14 protein-coding genes are annotated in these 18,776 nt (G+C 73.0%); 9 read left to right on the plus strand and 5 right to left on the minus strand.

All coding sequences use genetic code 11. The annotated features are described in order from the left end of the window. The first annotated feature begins 13 nt into the window (after positions 1-13). Together Sri02f_RS33855 and Sri02f_RS33860 are read left to right on the plus strand one after the other, a co-directional pair. The gene (locus Sri02f_RS33855) at positions 14-487 is read left to right on the plus strand and encodes a carboxymuconolactone decarboxylase family protein (RefSeq protein ID WP_109005151.1); all 474 of its coding nucleotides are present in this window, start codon (positions 14-16) and stop codon (positions 485-487) included. A 157-nt stretch (positions 488-644) separates the two neighbouring features. Next, positions 645-1,751: an NAD(P)/FAD-dependent oxidoreductase gene (locus Sri02f_RS33860; protein WP_109005152.1), complete on the plus strand. Its 1,107-nt coding sequence runs from the start codon at positions 645-647 to the stop codon at positions 1,749-1,751. A gap of 96 nt (positions 1,752-1,847) precedes the next feature. On the opposite strand, the gene Sri02f_RS33865 is transcribed toward Sri02f_RS33860, so the two are convergent. Next, a complete protein-coding gene (locus Sri02f_RS33865) occupies positions 1,848-3,818 on the minus strand; it encodes an acyl-CoA dehydrogenase family protein (RefSeq protein WP_218029916.1) in 1,971 nt (656 codons plus the stop codon). Positions 3,819-4,220: 402 nt separating this feature from the next. On the opposite strand from Sri02f_RS33865, the gene Sri02f_RS33870 reads away from it, so the two are divergent. After that, positions 4,221-4,904: a ScbR family autoregulator-binding transcription factor gene (locus tag Sri02f_RS33870; RefSeq protein WP_109005153.1), complete on the plus strand. Its 684-nt coding sequence runs from the start codon at positions 4,221-4,223 to the stop codon at positions 4,902-4,904. 299 nt (positions 4,905-5,203) lie between these two features. Next, the gene (locus Sri02f_RS33875; protein ID WP_109005154.1) at positions 5,204-6,442 is read left to right on the plus strand and encodes a cytochrome P450 family protein; all 1,239 of its coding nucleotides are present in this window, start codon (positions 5,204-5,206) and stop codon (positions 6,440-6,442) included. A 71-nt stretch (positions 6,443-6,513) separates the two neighbouring features. On the opposite strand, the gene Sri02f_RS33880 is transcribed toward Sri02f_RS33875, so the two are convergent. From Sri02f_RS33880 to Sri02f_RS33890, 4 genes are all read right to left on the minus strand, one after another. Then, the gene (locus Sri02f_RS33880; RefSeq protein ID WP_109005155.1) at positions 6,514-7,479 is read right to left on the minus strand and encodes an alpha/beta hydrolase family protein; all 966 of its coding nucleotides are present in this window, start codon (positions 7,477-7,479) and stop codon (positions 6,514-6,516) included. Positions 7,480-7,772: 293 nt separating this feature from the next. Further along, positions 7,773-7,946 carry a hypothetical protein gene (locus Sri02f_RS41895; protein ID WP_167467676.1) on the minus strand — a complete coding sequence of 58 codons (174 nt, stop codon included), beginning with the start codon at positions 7,944-7,946 and terminating at the stop codon, positions 7,773-7,775. Between the two features lie 25 nt (positions 7,947-7,971). Then, on the minus strand, positions 7,972-8,328 hold the full coding sequence (locus Sri02f_RS33885) for a PRC-barrel domain-containing protein (RefSeq protein ID WP_109005156.1): 357 nt from the start codon (positions 8,326-8,328) through the stop codon (positions 7,972-7,974). A gap of 159 nt (positions 8,329-8,487) precedes the next feature. Next, the gene (locus Sri02f_RS33890) at positions 8,488-10,539 is read right to left on the minus strand and encodes a SpoIIE family protein phosphatase (protein WP_109005157.1); all 2,052 of its coding nucleotides are present in this window, start codon (positions 10,537-10,539) and stop codon (positions 8,488-8,490) included. 211 nt (positions 10,540-10,750) lie between these two features. Between Sri02f_RS33890 and Sri02f_RS33895 the strand changes: the two genes are divergently transcribed. The 5 genes from Sri02f_RS33895 to Sri02f_RS33915 all read left to right on the plus strand — a co-directional run bounded on the left by Sri02f_RS33895 (position 10,751) and on the right by Sri02f_RS33915 (position 18,733). Continuing rightward, a complete protein-coding gene (locus Sri02f_RS33895; RefSeq protein ID WP_373865149.1) occupies positions 10,751-13,285 on the plus strand; it encodes a molybdopterin oxidoreductase family protein in 2,535 nt (844 codons plus the stop codon). After that, the gene (locus Sri02f_RS33900) at positions 13,282-13,773 is read left to right on the plus strand and encodes a hypothetical protein (protein ID WP_109005158.1); all 492 of its coding nucleotides are present in this window, start codon (positions 13,282-13,284) and stop codon (positions 13,771-13,773) included. Before Sri02f_RS33895 ends, Sri02f_RS33900 begins: the two co-directional genes overlap by 4 nt. A 246-nt stretch (positions 13,774-14,019) precedes the next feature. Beyond that, positions 14,020-14,703 carry a HemK2/MTQ2 family protein methyltransferase gene (locus Sri02f_RS33905; protein ID WP_109005159.1) on the plus strand — a complete coding sequence of 228 codons (684 nt, stop codon included), beginning with the start codon at positions 14,020-14,022 and terminating at the stop codon, positions 14,701-14,703. A 288-nt stretch (positions 14,704-14,991) separates the two neighbouring features. After that, positions 14,992-17,106, plus strand: coding sequence for a PP2C family protein-serine/threonine phosphatase (locus Sri02f_RS33910; protein WP_109005160.1), 2,115 nt, complete (start codon positions 14,992-14,994; stop codon positions 17,104-17,106). A 457-nt stretch (positions 17,107-17,563) separates the two neighbouring features. Beyond that, entirely contained in the window at positions 17,564-18,733 is a 1,170-nt protein-coding gene (locus tag Sri02f_RS33915; protein ID WP_109005161.1) for a carboxylate-amine ligase, read from the plus strand. Positions 18,734-18,776: the final 43 nt, after the last annotated feature.

Genomic DNA, 18,776 nt, shown 5'->3' on the forward strand with positions numbered 1-18,776 from the left:
CTAGGAGATCATCATGGAAGCGCGTCTCAACCTCTTCGGCAATCCGCTCGGGTCCACCCTCCTGAAGCACTTCACCGCGGCGGGCAAGGCCGTCTCGGGCTCGACGTTGCCGGCCACGACCCGGGATCTCGTGCTGCTGCGCGCGAGCCAGATCAACGGCTGCGGCTTCTGCACCGACATGCACGCCAAGGACGCCGCACACGCGGGGGAGAGCTCGGTGCGTCTCCACCTGGTCGCGGCCTGGCGCGAGGCCACGGTGTTCACCGACGCCGAGCGGGCCGCCCTGGAGCTGACGGAAGAGGGCACCCGTATCGCGGACGCGGCCGGAGGCGTCCCCGACGAGGTGTGGGCGAACGCCGCCGAGCACTACGACGAGGACCAGCTCACCGCCCTGGTGGCGACCATCGCCGTCATCAACGCCTTCAACCGACTGAACGTCATCGCCCGTCAGCCCGCGGGCGACTACCAGCCGGGCCAGTTCGGCTGAAGCGCGACCCACGGGTCCAGCTTCACCGAATGTGCACACCTCGCCGGGTGAACTTGAGACTTCAAGCGATACGCTCGTCGCCAGTTCGAGCGGTCGAGGATACCCCCCGCCGCGCCGCTCGCTCTCCCCCCATGCACCCCCTGCACAGGAGACGCGCGTGCGCGACGGCGACGTAGTGGTGATCGGCGGCGGCTATGCGGGCGTCCGCCTGGCCAAACGGCTCGACCCGACGGCGCGGGTCACGCTGGTGGACCGCAAGGAGGTCTTCTTCCACCGCATCGCCTCCCTCCGGGCCGGTGTGCGCCCCGAGTGGTCGGTCACCCCCTTCATCCCCTACGACCGACTGCTGCGCGACGGCCGGATGGTGGTCGGCAAGGCCGTGACCATCGACACCGCCGCACGGCAGGTCGTCCTGGCGACGGGCGAGCGGCTCCCCTACGACGTGGTCGTCATCGCGTCGGGCGCCGACTACCCCGAACCGGCGCGCTTCACCGGCGTCACCGCCGAGGAGACGATCGAGTCGTTCGCCGCCCACCAGCGCAAGGTCGCCGCCGCCCAGCACGTCCTGGTGGTCGGCGGCGGCCCCTCGGGCGTCGAACTCAGCGCGGAGATCCGGCTGGCCCGGCCGCAGGCGCGGGTCACCCTCGCCCACGCCGGACCGACCCTGCTGCACGCCACCGGCAGCGAACGGGCCGGCCGCAAGGCGCTCGACTGGCTCGAGTCGCACGACGTGGAGGTCCGCCTCGACTCGTTCATCTCCCCGGGCAACGACTTCGGCACCTACCGCGACGCGCGCGGCGAAGTCATCGAAGCCGATGTCTCCTTCTGGGCCACGGGCACCACCCCGAACACGCTCTGGCTGCGCCTGGCCGGACACGGCGACTGGCTCAGCGCGAGCGGCCATGTCAAGGTCGACCGCAGGCTCAGGGTCCAGGGGTGGCCCGACGTCTTCGCGGTCGGCGACGTCAACGACGCCACCGAACTGAAGATCACGCCCGCCGCGCTCGCCCAGGCCGACCTCGCCGCCCACAACATCCGTGCGTATCTGCACAGTTCCGGCAGACACCGCAGGGAGGCCCGCCTCTACCGGCCCCAGCGGCGCACCCCGATCATCGTGCCGTTCGGCCCGGCCGACGGCATGACCCTGCTGCCCGTGCCGGGCGGCGAGAGCGCCGTGCTCGGCGGCCGGACCTCCGTGCTGGCCAAGGCCAAGACCCTCATGACCCCCTACATGAGGCGTCAACTGGGCTACACCGCCACCTGAGCCACCCGAGCCCCCTGGGCGTCGCGCTCTCTCCTGCGCGCAGGGCGACGGGACTGCGGACCGGCCGAGAGCGATGACGGACGACAGCGAGCGCTCTCAACTGCCGCCGCGCGGTCCGGCGTCGCCCTGCAGCAGCGGCAGCGCGTCGAGGTACTCGCAGGGATGGTCGAAGGCGCGGGTGAGGGTGGCGAGACGAGGCTGGAGACGGTGGGTGAGGTCGTCGACCGCGGTGGGGAACTCGTGGACGTGATGCGCGGCGATGTGGCCGTCTGCCAGCAGGAGGCCGGTGTGCGGGGCGAGTTGGCCGAGCAGGAAGAGGGCCGTGACCTCGCTGAGGACGCCGTGGACGGGCTCGTCGGCGGTGCGGGCGAGAGCGGTGAGCAGGGCGTCGGCCGCCTGGAGGGCGGTGTGGACCTGGGCCCGCTGGAGCGCGGGGCCCGAGGCGGTGTTCCAGCGGCCCTGGGGGTCGTGGGCGGGGCCGCTGCGCAGCGCGCGCCGGGCCTGGGCGTGGAAGGCGTGCTCGGTGTGGGCGAGCAGGTTGCGCAGGAAGCGGGGTTGCGTGAGGTGGGCAGGGCCCTGGTCGGCGACCGGTGGGGCCGGCGGCTGGTGCAGCAGTTCGGCGGCCGCCTTGGTGGAGATGAGCAGGTTGTCGCCCTCCGCCGTGATGGTCCCCTCGATGTATTCGGGGAACCCGGCGAGGTGGTTGGCGGGCAGCAGCCCCTGGGCGCCGCAGCGTTCGCGCGCTTCGAGCGCGATGGTGCGCGCCTGCCAGGTGGTCCAGGCCTTGGCCAGGGCGATGAGGCGCTCCAGGCGGTCGCGGTCGTCGGGGGTGTGCCGGGCCCACGCGGCGGTCAGGGACCGGTGGAGCAGGGTCATGGCATAGGTGGTGGCCACGGCCTGCAGAAGCCTGCCGTGGTGGGTGCGGTGGGCGTTCACCGGGATGCGCTGGCCGGGCCGCGGCCCGCTGACCTGGCGCTGGTCGCCGTACCGCACGGCGATGGCCAGCGCCGCGCGGGAGGCGCCGACGGCCGCCGCGCTCATGCAGAGCTTCCCGGCGGTGACGCGCGCGATGGACGTCAGGAACCGCTTGCGGCGGTTGCCGAGGCTGCTGGCGAAGACGCCGTCGGCCCCGAGGCTGCCGTGCTCGCCCTGGAGCAGGGCCCGGCCGGGCAGGGGGAGGTGGTCGAAGGAGGTGAGGCAGTGGTCGACGGGGGCGTTCGGACGGAGCGGGAGGGGCTCGACCGTGACATGGGGGAGGGGGCCGTCGCGGTCGGTGAGCGGCGCCAGGAAGAGGAAGATGCCGTGGTCACGGTCGTCGACGAGGAGGCGGGCGGCGACGACGGCCGCCTTCGGACCGCCCAGGGCGCTGGTGTTGGGCATGAACTTCGCGGCGCCCGGATGCGGGGTGTGCAGGACGAAGCCGCCGGTCGCGGGGTCGTGACGGGCGATCGTCTCCAGCGCGGTGGCATCGTTGCCGTGGTCGAGCTCGGTGCACAGGAACGTGCCGATACGGCGGAGGGAGGTGTACTCGCCGAGGTCCCTCGACGCGTGGTCTGCGTGGTCGAGGATGCTGCCGAGGAAGAGGTTGTAGTGGATGCTCGCGACGGTGGTGAGGCCACCGCCCCCGTCGACGATGGCGGCCCATTCGTGCAGGGCGGTGAGCAGGGCCGGGTCGGTGGCGAGGGACACGGGGTCGTCGAGCGTGTCGTTGACCAGACGCAGCCAGGTGTAGGACTGCTCGGCCCGTTGCCCGGGCGTCAGACCGGGCCGGTGGCGGAAGGCGTCCCGGGCTATGAGACGCCGCCAGGGTGCGTGGACCCGTTCCCGGTCGCCGTCCTGGTCGAAGAGCAGCCGGGTCAGCTCACGGGCGAGCGCCTCCTCGGGGCCCGCCGCGTCCTCGGCGTGCTGGTCCTGCGCCGCCGGTGCCGCTGCCGCTTCCGCTGTCGGTGTCGCCGCCGGGTCCGAGGGCGGGTCCGGCGGCGAGGTCCGGCCGGCCTGTTCCGGGGCGGGGTCGGCTCGGTGCGGCCCGGTGGGGCGCTCTGTGTTGTGGAATGCCAGAAGGGTCATGACCCTCTCCCCGTTGGTCGCAGATCCGGAAGCTGGACGTCTGGATGCGCAGTGAGCCAGAAGATACGGACCTCCCGGTTTTCTTATCAAGTCGGAAATCGGCAAACACCATTACTGAGAATGGCGCGATTCGAGGGGTGGCCGTGCCGGAAGTCCTTTCGCCGTGCCGCAGTTCTCCCTGATGAGCAGGGGAGGGGCGAAGAACCGGGGCCCCGTTCCCGGTGGGAGTCGGGGAGCGGAGGTGTCTCGTTCCGCCCGGTGAGGGCGCGCAGCGCCGGTGACGTGGGATGCGGGCGGCGACCACGCGAGATCGCGGTCCGGATCCCGGCAAGGTGGCACAGGACAAACCTGTCAGTATATTTTCCGGAGCCTGAAACGCGGGAGCTACCTCGGAGGTAAGGCGTGGCGCTGCAGGAACGGGCCGTGCGGACGAGACGGGCCGTCCTCGTCGCGGCCGCGGCGGTGTTCGCGGAGGTCGGGTACGAAGCGGCGACGATCTCGGAGATCCTCGCCCGGGCCGGCGTGACCAAGGGAGCGCTGTACTTTCACTTCTCCTCGAAGGAGGAGCTCGCCCAGGCCGTGCTGGCCAGCCAGCTGGGCGCGATCCCGGCTGTGCCGACGCGGGAGTTGATGCTGCAGCAGGGGCTGGACGAGGCGTTCGTCCTGGCTCATCTGCTGTCGGTGGGCGATCCGCTGGTCCAGGGCAGCATCCGCCTCACGGTGGACCAGGGCGCGCGCAGCGACGGACTGGACCGGCAGGCGCCGATGCGCGGATGGATCGCGCGCAACGCCGAACTGCTGGGGCGGGCGAAGGACCGGGGCGAGCTGCTGCCGCATGTCGACGTCGACGCGGCCGCGCGGATGTTCGTGGGCGCGTTCACCGGGGTGCAGGTGCTCTCCAAGATCATGACGGGGCATGCGGATCTGCCGGAGCGGGTGACGGACCTTCAGCGGCACCTGATGGCGGGGGTCGCTGTGCCAGCGGTGCTGCTGCAACTGGACACCGCGCCGGACCGGGGCGCCCGGGTCTACGAGGAGGCCGTGCAGGCCGGTTGGGGGACGGCGCAGCCCCAGGCGGCGGGATGAAGGCCGCGGGCGGTGGGGTGAGGGCCGCGGCGACGGGGTGAGGGCCGTGGGCGGGACGGTGGCCCGGCCGCCGCGGAGCGGCTGAGGCGACGCTCGGGGGATGCGGATCAGGCGCGGCGGCGCTGGGGCGCGAGAGGCGTGTGGGGCGAGGGGGTTGGGCGGGGCGCGGTGCGGGGAGGGGTGGGAGGTGAACGGTTGTCCGGGACGCCGTCGTGTGTTCCCGTGAGGGACGGGGGGAGCCCCTGGCTCCCGGCAAGCGGCCGGCCGACCTGTGCAAGACGAAACCGGGGAGTACGACCATGGATACGACTGCGTGCCCTTACGCCCTCGACGTGACGGGGCGTGACCTCGCCGGCGAGGCAGCGATGCTGCGCTCCCAGGGACCGGCCGTCCGCGTGGAGCTGCCCGGGGGAGTGGTGGCCTGGGCGGTGGTGCGGCAGCAGTACGTGGAACGGCTGCTCACCGACTCCAGGGTGTCGAAGGACGCGCGTCAGCACTGGCCCGACTTCATCGAGGGGCGGATCACCGAGGACTGGCCGCTGTATCCGTGGGTGGCGAACGAGAACATGCTGTTCGCGTACGGCGCCTCGCACACCCGGCTGCGCCGGTTGGTGGCCGGGGCGTTCACCGCGCGCCGCTCGGAGGCGATGCGGCCGCGGGTCGTGCAGATCGCGGCCGAACTCGTCGACTCGCTCGCGGAGTCGGGCGGGCAGGGGCAGCCGGTGGACCTGCGGACCGGGTTCGCGGAGCTGCTGCCGATGCGGGTGATCTGCGAACTGTTCGGGGTGGAGCAGGGTGAGGACACCGACGCCCTGTGCACGGCGCTGCACACGGTGTTCGGCACGACGATCAGCGGTCAGGAGGTCGAGGCGGCCCGGCTGGAGGCCTTCGTCAGGCTGTCGGAGCTGGTGAAGGCCAAGCGGGCCGAGCCCGGCGACGACCTCACCTCCCTGCTGATCCAGGCACGTGACCAGGACGACCGGCTCAGTGAGGAGGAACTGCTGGGCACCCTCTTCCTCATGATCGCCGGCGGTCAGGACACCACCGCCGCCCTGATCACCAACGCGATCGGGGCGCTGCTGCTCGCGCCCGAGCAGCTGGCACACGTCCGGGAGGGCCGCGCGACCTGGGAGGACGTGGTCGCCGAGACGATGCGCGTGCACACCCCCGGGGCGTACTCGCCGATGCGGTTCGCCGTCGAGGACATCGACCTGGACGGCGTGCTGATCCGCAAGGGCGAGGCCGTCCTCGTCTCCTTCGCGGCCGGCGGCCGGGACCCCGAGCGCCACGGGCCGGACGCCGACCGCTTCGACCTGCTGCGCAAGGACCGCGACAGCCTCGGCTTCGGTCACGGACCGCACCGCTGCATGGGCGCTCCGCTCGCCGCGGTGGAGGCGGAGAGCGCCTTCGCCGCGCTCTTCGCCCGCTTCCCCCGCATGGAACTCGCCTGCCGGCCGGACGAGCTCCTGCCGATGCCGAGCTTCTTGATGAACAGTCACCGCGCGCTGCCGGTACTGCTCGTTCCGCGGCATCGCTGAACGGTGCATGACGCGCCCGCCCGTCCGGCTCGGTTGCTCGGCATCGGCTGCTCGGCTTCGGTCCGCTCGGCTTACCTCTGCTTGGCCTCGACGCGGCCGACGGCGTGCGGGCCGGTGGTGAGCGCGTCGCGTGCCGTCTGCCAGGCGGTGTCGCCCGGATGGAGCGAGGTGCGCAGATAGGCGAGCGTCAGGTGCTGGACGGCGCTGACCCGCGCGGGATTGTCGTCGGTCGTCTCGGCGACGTCGTACCCGGAGACGCCGCCGAGGCCGTGCTCCGCGTCGAAGAGCGTCAGCAGGGTCTTGGGGCCGGGGGCCAGCAGGTAGGGGTCGGCGTGCCAGTCAGGCCCGTTGACGGTCAGGTGGGCGGAGTCGTCCTTGTCGCCCGCGACGACCAGCGCCGGCGTCGTCATGGTGGAGAAGTCCGTGGTCCGCAGGAAGCCGAGGTTCTGCGCCACGGCCTCGGTGAGGGCGTCGCCGCCCCGGCCGGGCGCGGCGAGCAGGATGCCTGCCTTGATCCTGGGGTCGGCCAGGTTCACCTCCGTCCCGTCGTCGGGGTCGGTGAGGCGGGCGCCGAGCAGGAGGCTCGCGGTGTGTCCGCCCATCGAGTGCCCGGCGACCGCCACCCGGTCGCGGTCCAGGCGTCCGGGCAGTTGCGGGACGGCGGCCTCGATCGCGTCGAGCCGGTCCAGGACGTGCCGCATGTCCTCGGCCCGTGAACGCCAGTAGAGGGGGGCTCCGGGGGTGTCGGGGGCCAGGGTCAGTGTGCTGGAGCTCAGGTGCGTGGGCTGGATGACGGCGAAGCCGTGGGCCGCCCAGAAGTGGGCGAGCGGGGCGTACCCGTCGAGCGAGGAGAGGTGGTGGGAGTACCCCTGGCCGTGCGAGAGGAGGACGACCGGCAGGTCGTCGCCGGTGACGGGCGCGGTGATCCGGAGCTGCAGGTCCACGGGCCGGCCGGGAATCGGCAGCGTGACCGGGCTGACCGAGAGGACTGCGGTGCGCGGGCTGAAGACGTCGGCTGAGAAGGCCGGTTCACTCATGGTGCTGGGTTCCCTTCGATGGCCTCCCCGGCCGCCGGACGCGGAGGCCGACGGCGGGGTGGCGGGCAGAAGCGAGCGCCCGGCCCGGGACAACCCGAAGCGGAACGTCGCTCCGTTTAATCTACGGAACGCCGTTCCGTTTCGTCAATGCAAGGCACGCGGGAGCGGAAGAGCGACGTAGGGGTGCGAGCGACGCAGGGGTGCGAGGGATGCAGGGGGCGCGGGGGAAGGGGCTCCGGATCACCGCACCCGGATCGTCAGCCAATCAGTGCGTCAGTCAGTGGGTCGGTGGGTCAGCGGGTCAGCCGGTGCCTGCGCCCGCCGCGGCGGAAACGGACCGCGGCGTAGACCAGATCGGCCAGCAGCACGAGCGCGCCGATGATCAGCAGGTAGAACAGCCCGTGGGCCGCGAATCCGATGATGCCCAGGACGAGGGCGGCGAGGATCAGGAACAGGAACAGGCTCATCGGCTCTCCCGGCGGTCTCGTCGTCTCAGCGGCGGGCGAGGCGTCGTTCGCCGCCGACGCCCGGCATGTAGTCCAGTTCGTAGTGGGCGAACACCTTCGGCTCGTCCTCGGCGGGCAGTTCGCCGTCGACGTCGATCGCCGGGGCCTTCTTCACGGCGTTCTTGTCGTGGACGACCCGCAGATAGCCCGGACCCACCGTCGCTCCCGTGAGCGGCACGAACACCAGGCGGCGACGGGTGGGCAGGCCGACGGTCACGGTGGCGAAGGAAGGGCGGTCCGTCCCGGTGTCCACGTAGACCGACTCCAGGACGCCGATCCTGTGCCCCTGCGGATCGACCACGTCATGACCGCGCCATTCACGGATGTCACCGGCTTCGAACATGAGAACCTCCCGGGCGTTCGGGTACCCGTGTTCACGGCTCCGATGCCGGTGCGTGGCTCTCGTGCGGCCGCAGCCGTCGTCGCGGAGGCCATTCCCAAGGTCGTTACGAAGGCTCTTGCGAAGGTCGATGCGAAGGCCCCTGCGGACGTTGCCGTGGGGTCACTGCGGCCGGGCCATCAGCACGGCGACGTCGTCCTGGGCCGGATGCGGCAGCATCTGCGCCAGGACGGCGTCGCAGAGCGCCGTCAGCGACCGGCCGGGGCGGCGCAGCGCCCGTGCGAGCCGGTCGAGCCCCTGATCGAGGTCCCTGCCCCGGGTCTCGATCAGCCCGTCGGTGTACAGGACGAGCAGGCCGCCCGGCGGCAGCGGGACCTCCTCGGCCGCGAACTGCCCTCCCCCGGTTCCCAGCGGAGTCCCCGGCGAGCCGTCGAGGAAGGTGATCGCCCCGCCGGGGGGCATCACGGCCGGCGGGGGATGGCCGGCCCGGGCGACGAGGCACCCGCCGGTGGCGGGATCGTGGACGGCGTAGACGCAGGTCGCCAGCTGGTCCTCGCCCATGTCGGCCACGAGGGCGTCGAGTGACCGGAGCATGTCGGCGGGGTCGATGCCGAGCCGGGCGAGAGTGCGCACGGCGGCACGCAGCTGGCCCATGATCGCCGCGGCGTGGATGCCGTGCCCCATGACGTCGCCGATGACGAGTCCGGTGCGCTCCTCGGGCAGCGCGATGACGTCGAACCAGTCGCCGCCGACGTCGTGTTCACTGGCCGGCAGGTAGCGTCCCGTCAGTTCCAGGCCGGGGACGGCGGGCAGCGCGCTGTTGGTCAGACTGCGCTGCAGGGTGAGGGCCGCCGCGCGCTGCCGGGTGTACATCAGCGCGTTGTCGATGTTGAGGGCGGCGCGTGCCGCCAGCTCGTCGATCAGCACGCAGTCCTGCTCGTCGAAGGGCTCACGGCTGCGGAGCCGGGTCACCACGACCGCGCCGAGCGCCTTGCCCCGGGCGACCAGCGGGACCAGCCGCGCGGAGCCGAGGCTCATGAGATAGGCGCGCAGCTCGTCGGCGCGGGCGTCGGGGATCAGCGCCGGGACGTCGGACCGGTACAGGTTGGTGGGGCGGCCGTCGGCGATGACCCGTTCGTAGAGCGAGCCGCGCTCGAGCCGGGAGGTCATGCCCGGGAGCAGTCTCGCCGTCGGGGCGGCCGGGTCGGGGAAGAGGGCGGCCATCCGGCGGATCACCCCGCGCGTGGCGGCCGAGGACTCGTCGGGGCTCCTGGCGTCCTCGAGGAGCTGCACGTCGGCGGAGTCGGCGAGCTGGGGCACCAGCATCCGCACGATCTCCTCGGAGGTCTGCCGCAGGTCCAGGGTGGTGCCCACACGGGTGCCGGCCTCCGCCAGGAGCGCGAAGCGGAGCCGGGCGCGCTCGGCGTCGTGTTCGGCCTGCTGGCTCTCGGTGATGTCGATGAGGGAGGCGATCAGGCCCAGGGTCCGGCCGCTGCCGTCGACCAGCGGGGCGTAGGAGCACGACCAGGTCCGTTCCCGGTCGGGGTCCGCCGGGGTCCGGCCGGTGCGGCGGACGTCGACGACGGCCGTGCCCCGGTCCAGCACCTCCTGCATCGTCTTCTCCAGCGCCCGGGCGTTGACGCCGGGCACGACCTCCGTCAGCCGTCTGCCGAGATGCTCGGCGGCGGAGACCCCGTTCATCCGGGCGAGCGCGTCGTTGACCCGCAGGAAGCGCAGATCGGGGCCGAGGGTGGCCAGGCCGATGGGGGACTGGCTGAAGAGGCTCTCCAGGGCCGCCAGGGAGTCGCGCATGCGCAGGACCTGGGAGGTCTCCACCGCGATCAGCAGGGCGCCGGGGCGGCCCTGGGAGTCGGCGGCCGGCACGATCCAGGTCTCCATGGTGACCGGATGGCCGTCGCGATGGCGCACCGACAGGGTGCCGACGACCGTTTCCCCGCCCTGGACGCGATGGGTGAGCTGGTCGGCCAGCTCATGGTTGCCCTCGGGGACCAACAGGGCGGACGCCGACCGGTCGAGCACGTCCTGCGGCCGGAACCCCAGCAGATCCTGGGCGGCCAGCGACCACTCCACGACGCGTCCGTGCGCGTCCTCCCGCCACAGCGCGATCGGCAGCAGCTCGCGCAGCACACCGGCGTACCCGACGGCGCCCGAGGGCTGTTCGACGGCCCGGTCCGCCCGGTGAGGAGCGCCCATCGCTTGACCTCCCCAGAGGGCGGGCAGGATTGCACACGAAAACACCATATCCGGAACTATTGGTTCCGATGGCGGATCCGGGGGAGACGCGTGAGGTCGTGCGCGGGCGGGCTTCCTCCCGCACCGCCGACGGCGCCGTTACGTGATCGCTCCCATGGGTACCGGGTGACAGTCGCCGCGCAGGCGTCGTCGGCGGCACCAGGAGGCCGGCATGGACGAGACTGGCACGGACGAGGCCGGTATGGACGAGGCCGGCATTCACGCTTCCGTCGACCGGATCGCGAACCCGTGGGGCGGACGTACCCCCTACGACCGGCACCGGCCCTGGCCCACGCGCGTGGACTCCCATCTCGAAGCCGGCGTCGCACCGGACCAGGTGCAGCGGTGGGTGCAGACCGCCTCGATCCTGCACTCCGACGGCGACGCCATGGACGTCGCCGTCGTGGACGGCCGCATGGTCGGTGTGCGCGGCCGCGCGGACGACCGCGTCAACCGCGGCCGGCTGGGCCCCAAGGACCTCTTCGGCTGGCAGGCGAACGCGTCGAAGGACCGGCTGACCAGGCCGCTGATCCGCGAGGGCGGGCGTCTGGTGGAGTGCGACTGGGACACCGCGATGGACCGGATCGTGGCCCGCTCACGGGAGCTGCTGGAGGAACGCGGACCCGGGTCGATCGGGTTCTACACCTCCGGGCAGCTGTATCTGGAGGAGTACTACACCCTCGCGGTTCTGGCCCGGGCGGGCATCGGGACCAACCACCTGGACGGCAACACCCGCCTGTGCACCGCCACCGCCGCCGAGGCGCTGAAGCAGTCCTTCGGCTGCGACGGCCAGCCGGGCTGCTACGACGACTTCGACCACGCGGACGTGATCGCCCTGTTCGGGCACAACATCGCCGAGACGCAGCCCGTGCAGTGGATGCGGCTGCTCGACCGCCTGGCGGGCGGCGACCCGCCCCGTCTGGTGTGCGTCGACCCGCGCCCCACCCGGGTGGCCCGACGGGCGGCGGTTCACCTCGCCCCGCGAGCCGGCACCAACGTGGCTCTGCTGAACGCGCTCCTGCACGAGATCATCCGCACCGACCGGGTCGACCACGAGTACATCGCCGCGCACACCGTCGGCTTCGAGGAGCTGGCGTCCGGGGTGCGGGAGTGCACCCCGCAGTGGGCGGCGGGCATCTGCGACGTGCCCGCCGCGTCGATCGGCGAGGCGGCCGACGTCCTCGGCGACGCCGACCGGCTGCTGTCCACGGTCCTGCAGGGCGTCTACCAGTCCCACCAGGCCACCGCTGCCGCCGTCCAGATCAACAACCTGCATCTGATCCGCGGCATGCTCGGGCGGCCCGGCGCCGGCGTGCTGCAGATGAACGGGCAGCCCACCGCCCAGAACACCCGCGAGTGCGGCGCGGACGGCGACCTGCCCGGGTTCCGCAACTGGCGGAACGACGCTCACGTCGCCGACCTGGCGAAGGTGTGGAACGTCGAGCCCGGGAGCATCCCGCACCACGCCCCGCCCACCCACGCGATGCAGATCTTCCGCTACGCCGAGCAGGGCTCGATCCGCATGCTCTGGATCAGCGGCACCAATCCGGCCGTGTCGCTGCCCGAGCTGTCGCGCGTGCGCTCGATCCTGCGGCAGGAGCGTCTGTTCGTCGTCGTGCAGGACCTGTTCCGCACCGAGACCGCCCGTCTGGCCGACGTGGTGCTGCCCGCCGCGACCTGGGGCGAGAAGACCGGCGCCTCGACCAACGCCGACCGCACCGTTCACCTGTCCGTCAAGGCGGTCGAACCGCCCGGCGAGGCCCGGCCCGACCTCGACGTCTTCCTGGACTACGCCGCCCGCATGGACTTCCGGGACAAGGACGGCGGCCCGCTGATCACCTGGCACGACCCGGAGTCGGCCTTCGAGGCGTGGAAACGCTGCAGCGCCGGCCGGCCGTGCGACTACACCGGCATCACCTACGACCGGCTCCGCGACGCGAGCGGCGTGCAGTGGCCCTGCCACGAGCAGGCCCCGGACGGCACGGCACGCCTCTACACCGACGGCGTCGGCTGGGCGCATCCCGACGTCTGCGAGAGCTACGGCAAGGATCTGGAGACCGGCGCCCCGGACGAGCCCGTCGAGTACCGCTCCCTCAACCCGGACGGCAGGGCCGTGATCAGAGCCGCCGCCTATCTGCCCCCGCACGAGACGCCCGACGTGGACCACCCCTTCCAGCTGACCACCGGCCGGACCGTCTACCACTTCCACACGCGGACGAAGACCGCGCGAGCGCCCCAGCTGAACGCGGCCGCCCCGGACGTGTGGGTGGAGGCGTCCGTCTCCGACGCGGCCGCGCTCGGACTCGGAGAGGGCGACCTGGTCGAGGTCGGCACCCCCCGCGGCGCGCTGCGCGGCCGGCTGCGCGTGACCGACATCCGGCCGGGCCTGCTGTTCGTGCCCTTCCACTACGGATACTGGGACACCGCGGCCGGCTACGGCCCGAGCGGCGGCACACCCGGACGCGCGGCGAACGAGACGACCGTCACCGACTGGGACCCGGCGTCCAAGCAGCCGCTGTTCAAGACCGCCGCGGCCTCGCTGCGCCTGGTCGAACGCGCGCGCGGACGCCACGCGCCCGCACCGACGACCACGGCGTCGGCGCCCTCCCGCACCGACGCGGCGCCGCCGACCGTCGGCGGGGCCGCCGCGCTCGTCGCGGAGACGACCGACGCGTCCCACGACACCGGCGGGAGAAACATTCGGTGAACGGCGTCAACCTCATCCTGCGCACCCTGCACCACGGCGAGAAGCATCTCGCCGGCCAGCTGACCGCGGTCGCCGAACGGCACCGCACCGAGCACGAGATCTGCCACGTGGCCATCGACCTCGCCGCATGGTCGCGCGGTCATGTCCTCCGCCTGGCCGAGACCGCCGACGCCCGGGGCGTCCACCTCGGCGGCTCCTCCGGAGCGCACACGGCCGGCGTCCTGTCCGCGCTGCGCGAGAAGACCGCCGAGGCGATGGCCCACCGGCCCGAGCCCGGCCTGCTGCTTCTGCGGGACCTGCGGGAGCTGCACCTGAGCGCCGTGGAGAACTCCCTGCACTGGGAGATGCTCGCGCAGGCCGGACAGGCAGGCCGGGACGAACGTCTGCTGGCCCTGGTCGCGCGGTGCCATCCGCAGACCCTGCGGCAGATGCGCTGGACCAACACCATGATCAGGAATCTCGCCCCGCAGATCCTGACGAGCCTTTGAGAGGACCGGGAGAGGGGGAGAAGACCCTCAACCGTCCGGGGAGAGGGCCCTCGACCGTCCCTCGACCTGCGGGTGAGCCCGACTTCGTGCACGGGCCGTCGAGTGTGCCGGGGCGGCATGCGAACGCACCGCCCCGCCTCCCGGTGGGACACGAGAGGCGGGTGTGGAGCGCCCGTGACGGGGCACCCAGTGTGGCGGAAAGCTGCGCCCCGCCAGGTGGGGGCGCCCTGCCGAACGGAGAACGCGATGACGGCGGACGCATGGGCGCCCCAGCCCGGGGTTCCGGCTTTCACCCCGCCGGGCGTGTACGCCCCGCAGTGGGACACCAGGCTGCTGACACGCGCCCTGTCCCGCGAGGACATCGGCGCGACCACCGAGGTCCTGGACCTGGGCACCGGCTCGGGGGCCCTCGCCGTGCAGGCCGCGCGACTGGGCGCCCGGGTGACGGCGGTCGACATCTCGCGGCTCGCCGTGCTGACCGCACGGATCAACGCCCTGCTGGCCGGCCAGCGGGTCCGTTTTCGGCGCGGCGACCTCACCGCCGCCGTGCCGGGACGCTCGTACGACCTGGTCGTGAGCAATCCGCCCTATGTGCCGTCGCCCGACGTGACGCTGCCGCGGCGCGGTATCGCCCGCGCCTGGGACGCGGGCCGGGACGGCCGCGCCTTCATCGACCGGATCTGCGCGGAGGCGCCCTCGGTCCTGAACCCCGGAGGGGTGCTGCTGCTCGTCCATTCCAGCCTGTGCGGCACCCGGGCCACCCTGGAGCGGCTGGCGGACGCCGGCCTGAGCGCCACGGTCGCCGACCGGGCCGCCGTGCCCCACGGTCCGGTGCTGCGCTCACGCAGGCGGTGGCTCGTCCAGCAGGGTCTGCTGGACGGCGCCGAGGAACGCGAGGAGCTGGTCGTCGTCCGCGCCGAACGCGCCTGACCATGGGCGCCGCCGCAGGATTGCGCGCCCGCGCGGCCCCGCACGGCGGAGACCCTCGACGCCACCGGCGGCACTCCCTTGCCGTGCCACGCCGAAAGCGTCCGTGCCGGACGGCGTGCCGACCTCCTGCCGCGGGCGTAGCGTCCTGGTAGGGGCGAGGCCGGTCGCGTCCGGCGGGCCTGCGCCGCACCCCGAGGGGAGCGGAGGGCCCGCGCCGGACCCCGAGAGGAGCGCACGGCCGGCTCCCGCCGTCCGGAGACCACTCCCTCCCGATGCTGGAGGTGCCTCGTGACCAGCGCGGGCGATCCGGCCGTCGGCGACGGCGAGCTGGACGCCGAGTTCGCGGAGACGGTGCGCCGCACGGGCGCGTCCGTCGGCGCGCTCTTCCTCCTCGGGCCCGACGAGCAGCTGCTGTACCTGGACCTGCTGTGCGGGGCGCCGGCCGAGTTCGCCGCGCCCTGGAACCGCGTCCCGATGGCCGCTCCGGCGCCGGTGGCCGTGGCGGTCCGCGAGGACCGGATGGTGTGGGTGGGCAGCCAGGAGCAGATGGCCCGCTCCTACCCGCGCACCGCGATGGTGCTCCCCTTTCCGCTGGCGTTGGTCGCGGCGCCGGTCTCCGGGGCCCGGCGCCGGGGTTCGCTGCTGCTGATCTGGCCGGCCACCCGTCCGCCGTACATGACCGCGCGGGAGAGGGGCAATATCGCGTCCAGCTGCCGTCGGCTCGCCCGGCTGCTGGACGACGCCGACGCGCGCGGCCGGGGACCGGACGTCCGTGACGGTCCCCGTGTCGTCGCCGCCGGGACCGGCCGGTCGCGGGGTCCGGCGATGGCCGCCGCCGACTTCGCCGAGCGGCTGCCCGGCGGCAGCTGCGCCCTGGACCTGGAAGGACGCTTCACCTACCTCAGCTCCGGCGCCTGCGAACTGCTGGGCGGCGACGCCGGACTGCTGCTGGGAACGCTGCCGTGGCAGTCCCTGCGCTGGCTCGACGACCCGACCTACGAGGACCGCTACCGGGCCGCGGTGATCAGCCGTGAGCCCGTGTCGTTCACCGCGTGCCGCCCGCCGGGCCACTGGCTCGACTTCCACCTCTACCCCGACGCCAGCGGCATCAGCGCCCGCATCCTCCCCAGCGGTGAGCAGCCCCCGGCCGCCGGGGAGACGGTGCGTTCCCCGCGCGCGGTCGCACCGGCCCGCGCCGGACGGCTCTACCAGCTCACCCACCTGGCGGCCGCCCTGACCGAGGTCGTCGGCGTCCAGGACGTCATCGACCTGGTCGCCGACCAGATCATGCCGGCCTTCGGCGCCCAGGGCCTGGTGCTGTCCAGAGCCGACGCCGGCCGGCTGCGGATCACCGGCCATCGCGGCTACACCCGGGAGACCATCGAGCGTCTCGACGGGCTGCCGCTCGACACCGACTTCACGCCGGCCGGACGCGCCCTCGGCAGCGGCATCCCCGCGTTCTTCGCCGACCCCGAGGAGATGCGGCGCATCTATCCCGACGCGCCGCAGGTCAGCGGCAAGCAGGCCTGGGCGTTCCTGCCGCTGATCATCTCCGGCCGGCCCGTCGGATGCTGCGTCCTGTCCTACGAGGAGCCCCACCTGTTCCCGGCCGAGGAACGCGCCGTTCTGACCTCCCTGGCCGGGCTCGTCGCCCAGGCCCTGGACCGGGCCAGCCTGTACGACACCAAACTGGAGCTCGCCCACGGCCTGCAGCAGGCGCTGCTCCCGCGCACCCTTCCCCGCATCGCCGGTCTGCGGGTCGCCGCCCGCTATGTGCCCGCCACCCGGGGCATGGACATCGGGGGAGACTTCTACGACCTGATCCGGCTGGGCGACACGGCGGCCGCCGCGGTCATCGGCGACGTCCAGGGCCACAACGTGGCCGCCGCCGCTCTGATGGGCCAGGTCCGCACCGGCGTCTACGCCCACGCCACGCTGGGCGCGTCGCCCGACCAGGTGCTCGCCAGGACCAACCGGCTGCTCACCGACCTCGAGCCCGACCTGTTCACCAGCTGCCTCTACGCCCACCTGGACCTCGGCCGCCGACGCGTGACCCTCGCCGGCGCCGGTCACCCGCCGCCCCTCCTGCGCCTCCCCGACGGAACCACCGCGCCGGTCGAGCTGATGCCCGGCCCGCTCCTCGGCATCGATCCCGACGCCGTCTTCCCCGTCACCGAGTTCCCGATCACGCCGGGCATGATGCTCGCCTTCTACACCGACGGCCTGGTCGAGACTCCGGGCGTCGATCTCGACGACTCCATCGCCGACCTCGCGGGGCATTTCGCCGCGGCGGACGACCGCGATCTGGAGCTGCTGATCGACGAGCTGCTGAGAAAGGGCAAGGCGATCGGGCAGCGCACCGACGACATCGCGCTCCTCCTGCTGCACCACGAGGACGGCTGAGCACGGCACGGGCGGTCAGGCGTACCCCTGGTGAGAAGGGTGAGGGGACGGCCGGTGATCGGAGGGGAGGGGACGGCGACCGTGGTCCGTGCGTCGACGGGCGACCTGTGGCGTGGGCGCCACGGACGTGAACGGTGGGCAGGCGCACGATTCGACCGCCGGGAGGCCGATTCGACTGCCGGGAGGCGGGGACTCGTCGGGCTGCGCGGACGGCCGCCCCGACCGGGTCCCACCCGGGGCAGGGCGGCGCCTGCGACGGGACGGGGGAGTCGGCGCGCCCTCCGCGCAGTTCCCTCTCGCTCGTCTGAGAAGCATTCGCGCCAGACGTGCACGGTGCGTAGATTATGTGACGGTATGTGGGGAACTCGGTCCGGGCAATCAGCCGCCGAATCCGCCCAGCACACGGGTCCGACCACTGAGCGGACGTCCGGGCATACGCCGAGGAGCGAACGTGAGTATGCGTATCGGAGTGGAAGAAGAGTTCCACGTCCTGGAAGTGGAGAGCGGGCTACTGGTGCCGCGCGCCGACGCCGTACTGCGGCGGCTCCCCGAAGGGACCTTCACCACCGAGCTGCACCGGTCGACGGTCGAGTCCAACAGCGACGTGCACACGACCCTGGACGACCTCCACGCCGACCTCACCGAGACGAGACGGCGACTCGACCGGGCGGCCGCCTCGTCCGGCCTGGCCGTGATGGCCGCGGGCACCGCCCCGCTGGCCGCGGCCGCCTCGGCCCGCCCCACCGACGACGCGCGCTACCTCCACATGAGCGAGGAGTACCGCAAGGTCGCCGACGAACAGCTCATCTGCGGCGCACAGGTCCATGTGGACGTCCCCGACCGCGACACGGCCGTCCGCGCGATGTGCTCCGTGGCGCCCTGGCTGCCCGTGCTCCTCGCGCTCTCCGCCAGCTCACCGTTCTGGCAGGGCGCCGACACGGGATACGCGAGCTGGCGCACCCTGCTCTGGCAGCGCTGGCCGACCGCGGGACCGGCCGGGTGCTACGCGAACGCCGCCGAGTACGACGCCGCCGTGCAGGACTTCGTCCAGGCCGGAGTGATCAGCGACCCCGGGATGATCTACTACGACGTCCGCCCCTCCGCCCACCTGCGCACACTCGAACTGCGCATCTGCGACGCCTGCCCGCGCGCGGAGACCGTCGTGCTCGTCGCCGGCCTCTTCCGCGCCCTGGTCACCGAGGCCCGCGAACGGCTGCGCACCCACCGCGAGCCGCACTGCGCCGGCCGGCACGAGTGGCTGCGCGGCGCCGCCTGGCGAGCCGCCCGGTCCGGCCTCGAAGGAACGCTCGTGGACCCCGAGACCCACCGGGAGGCGCCCGCGGAGCAGGTGCTGCGCAAGCTGCTCGTCCGGCTGCGGCCCGCTCTGGAGGTCCACGGGGACTGGGAGACCGTGCGGACGCTGACGCACCAGGCTCTCGCCGACGGCAGCGCCGCCCGCCGCATCCGTCGCGCGGCGCAGCACGAGGACCTCCTGGCCTGCGTCGACATGCTCGTCGCCGAGACCCGCGGCGAGCGCGGACAGCGCAGGGCACAGCGGTCCCTGGCCACGGGCGGCGCACGCCCCGCCGCCGGCCGGGGGGCGCTGCCCCAGGTCATCGGCCGCTGACGGCCCCGCACCACCGGGCGAACCGACTCCGCTTCCACCGGAG

The organism is Streptomyces rishiriensis, from assembly GCF_003112535.1.
GTDB classification, from domain to species: domain Bacteria; phylum Actinomycetota; class Actinomycetes; order Streptomycetales; family Streptomycetaceae; genus Streptomyces; species Streptomyces rishiriensis.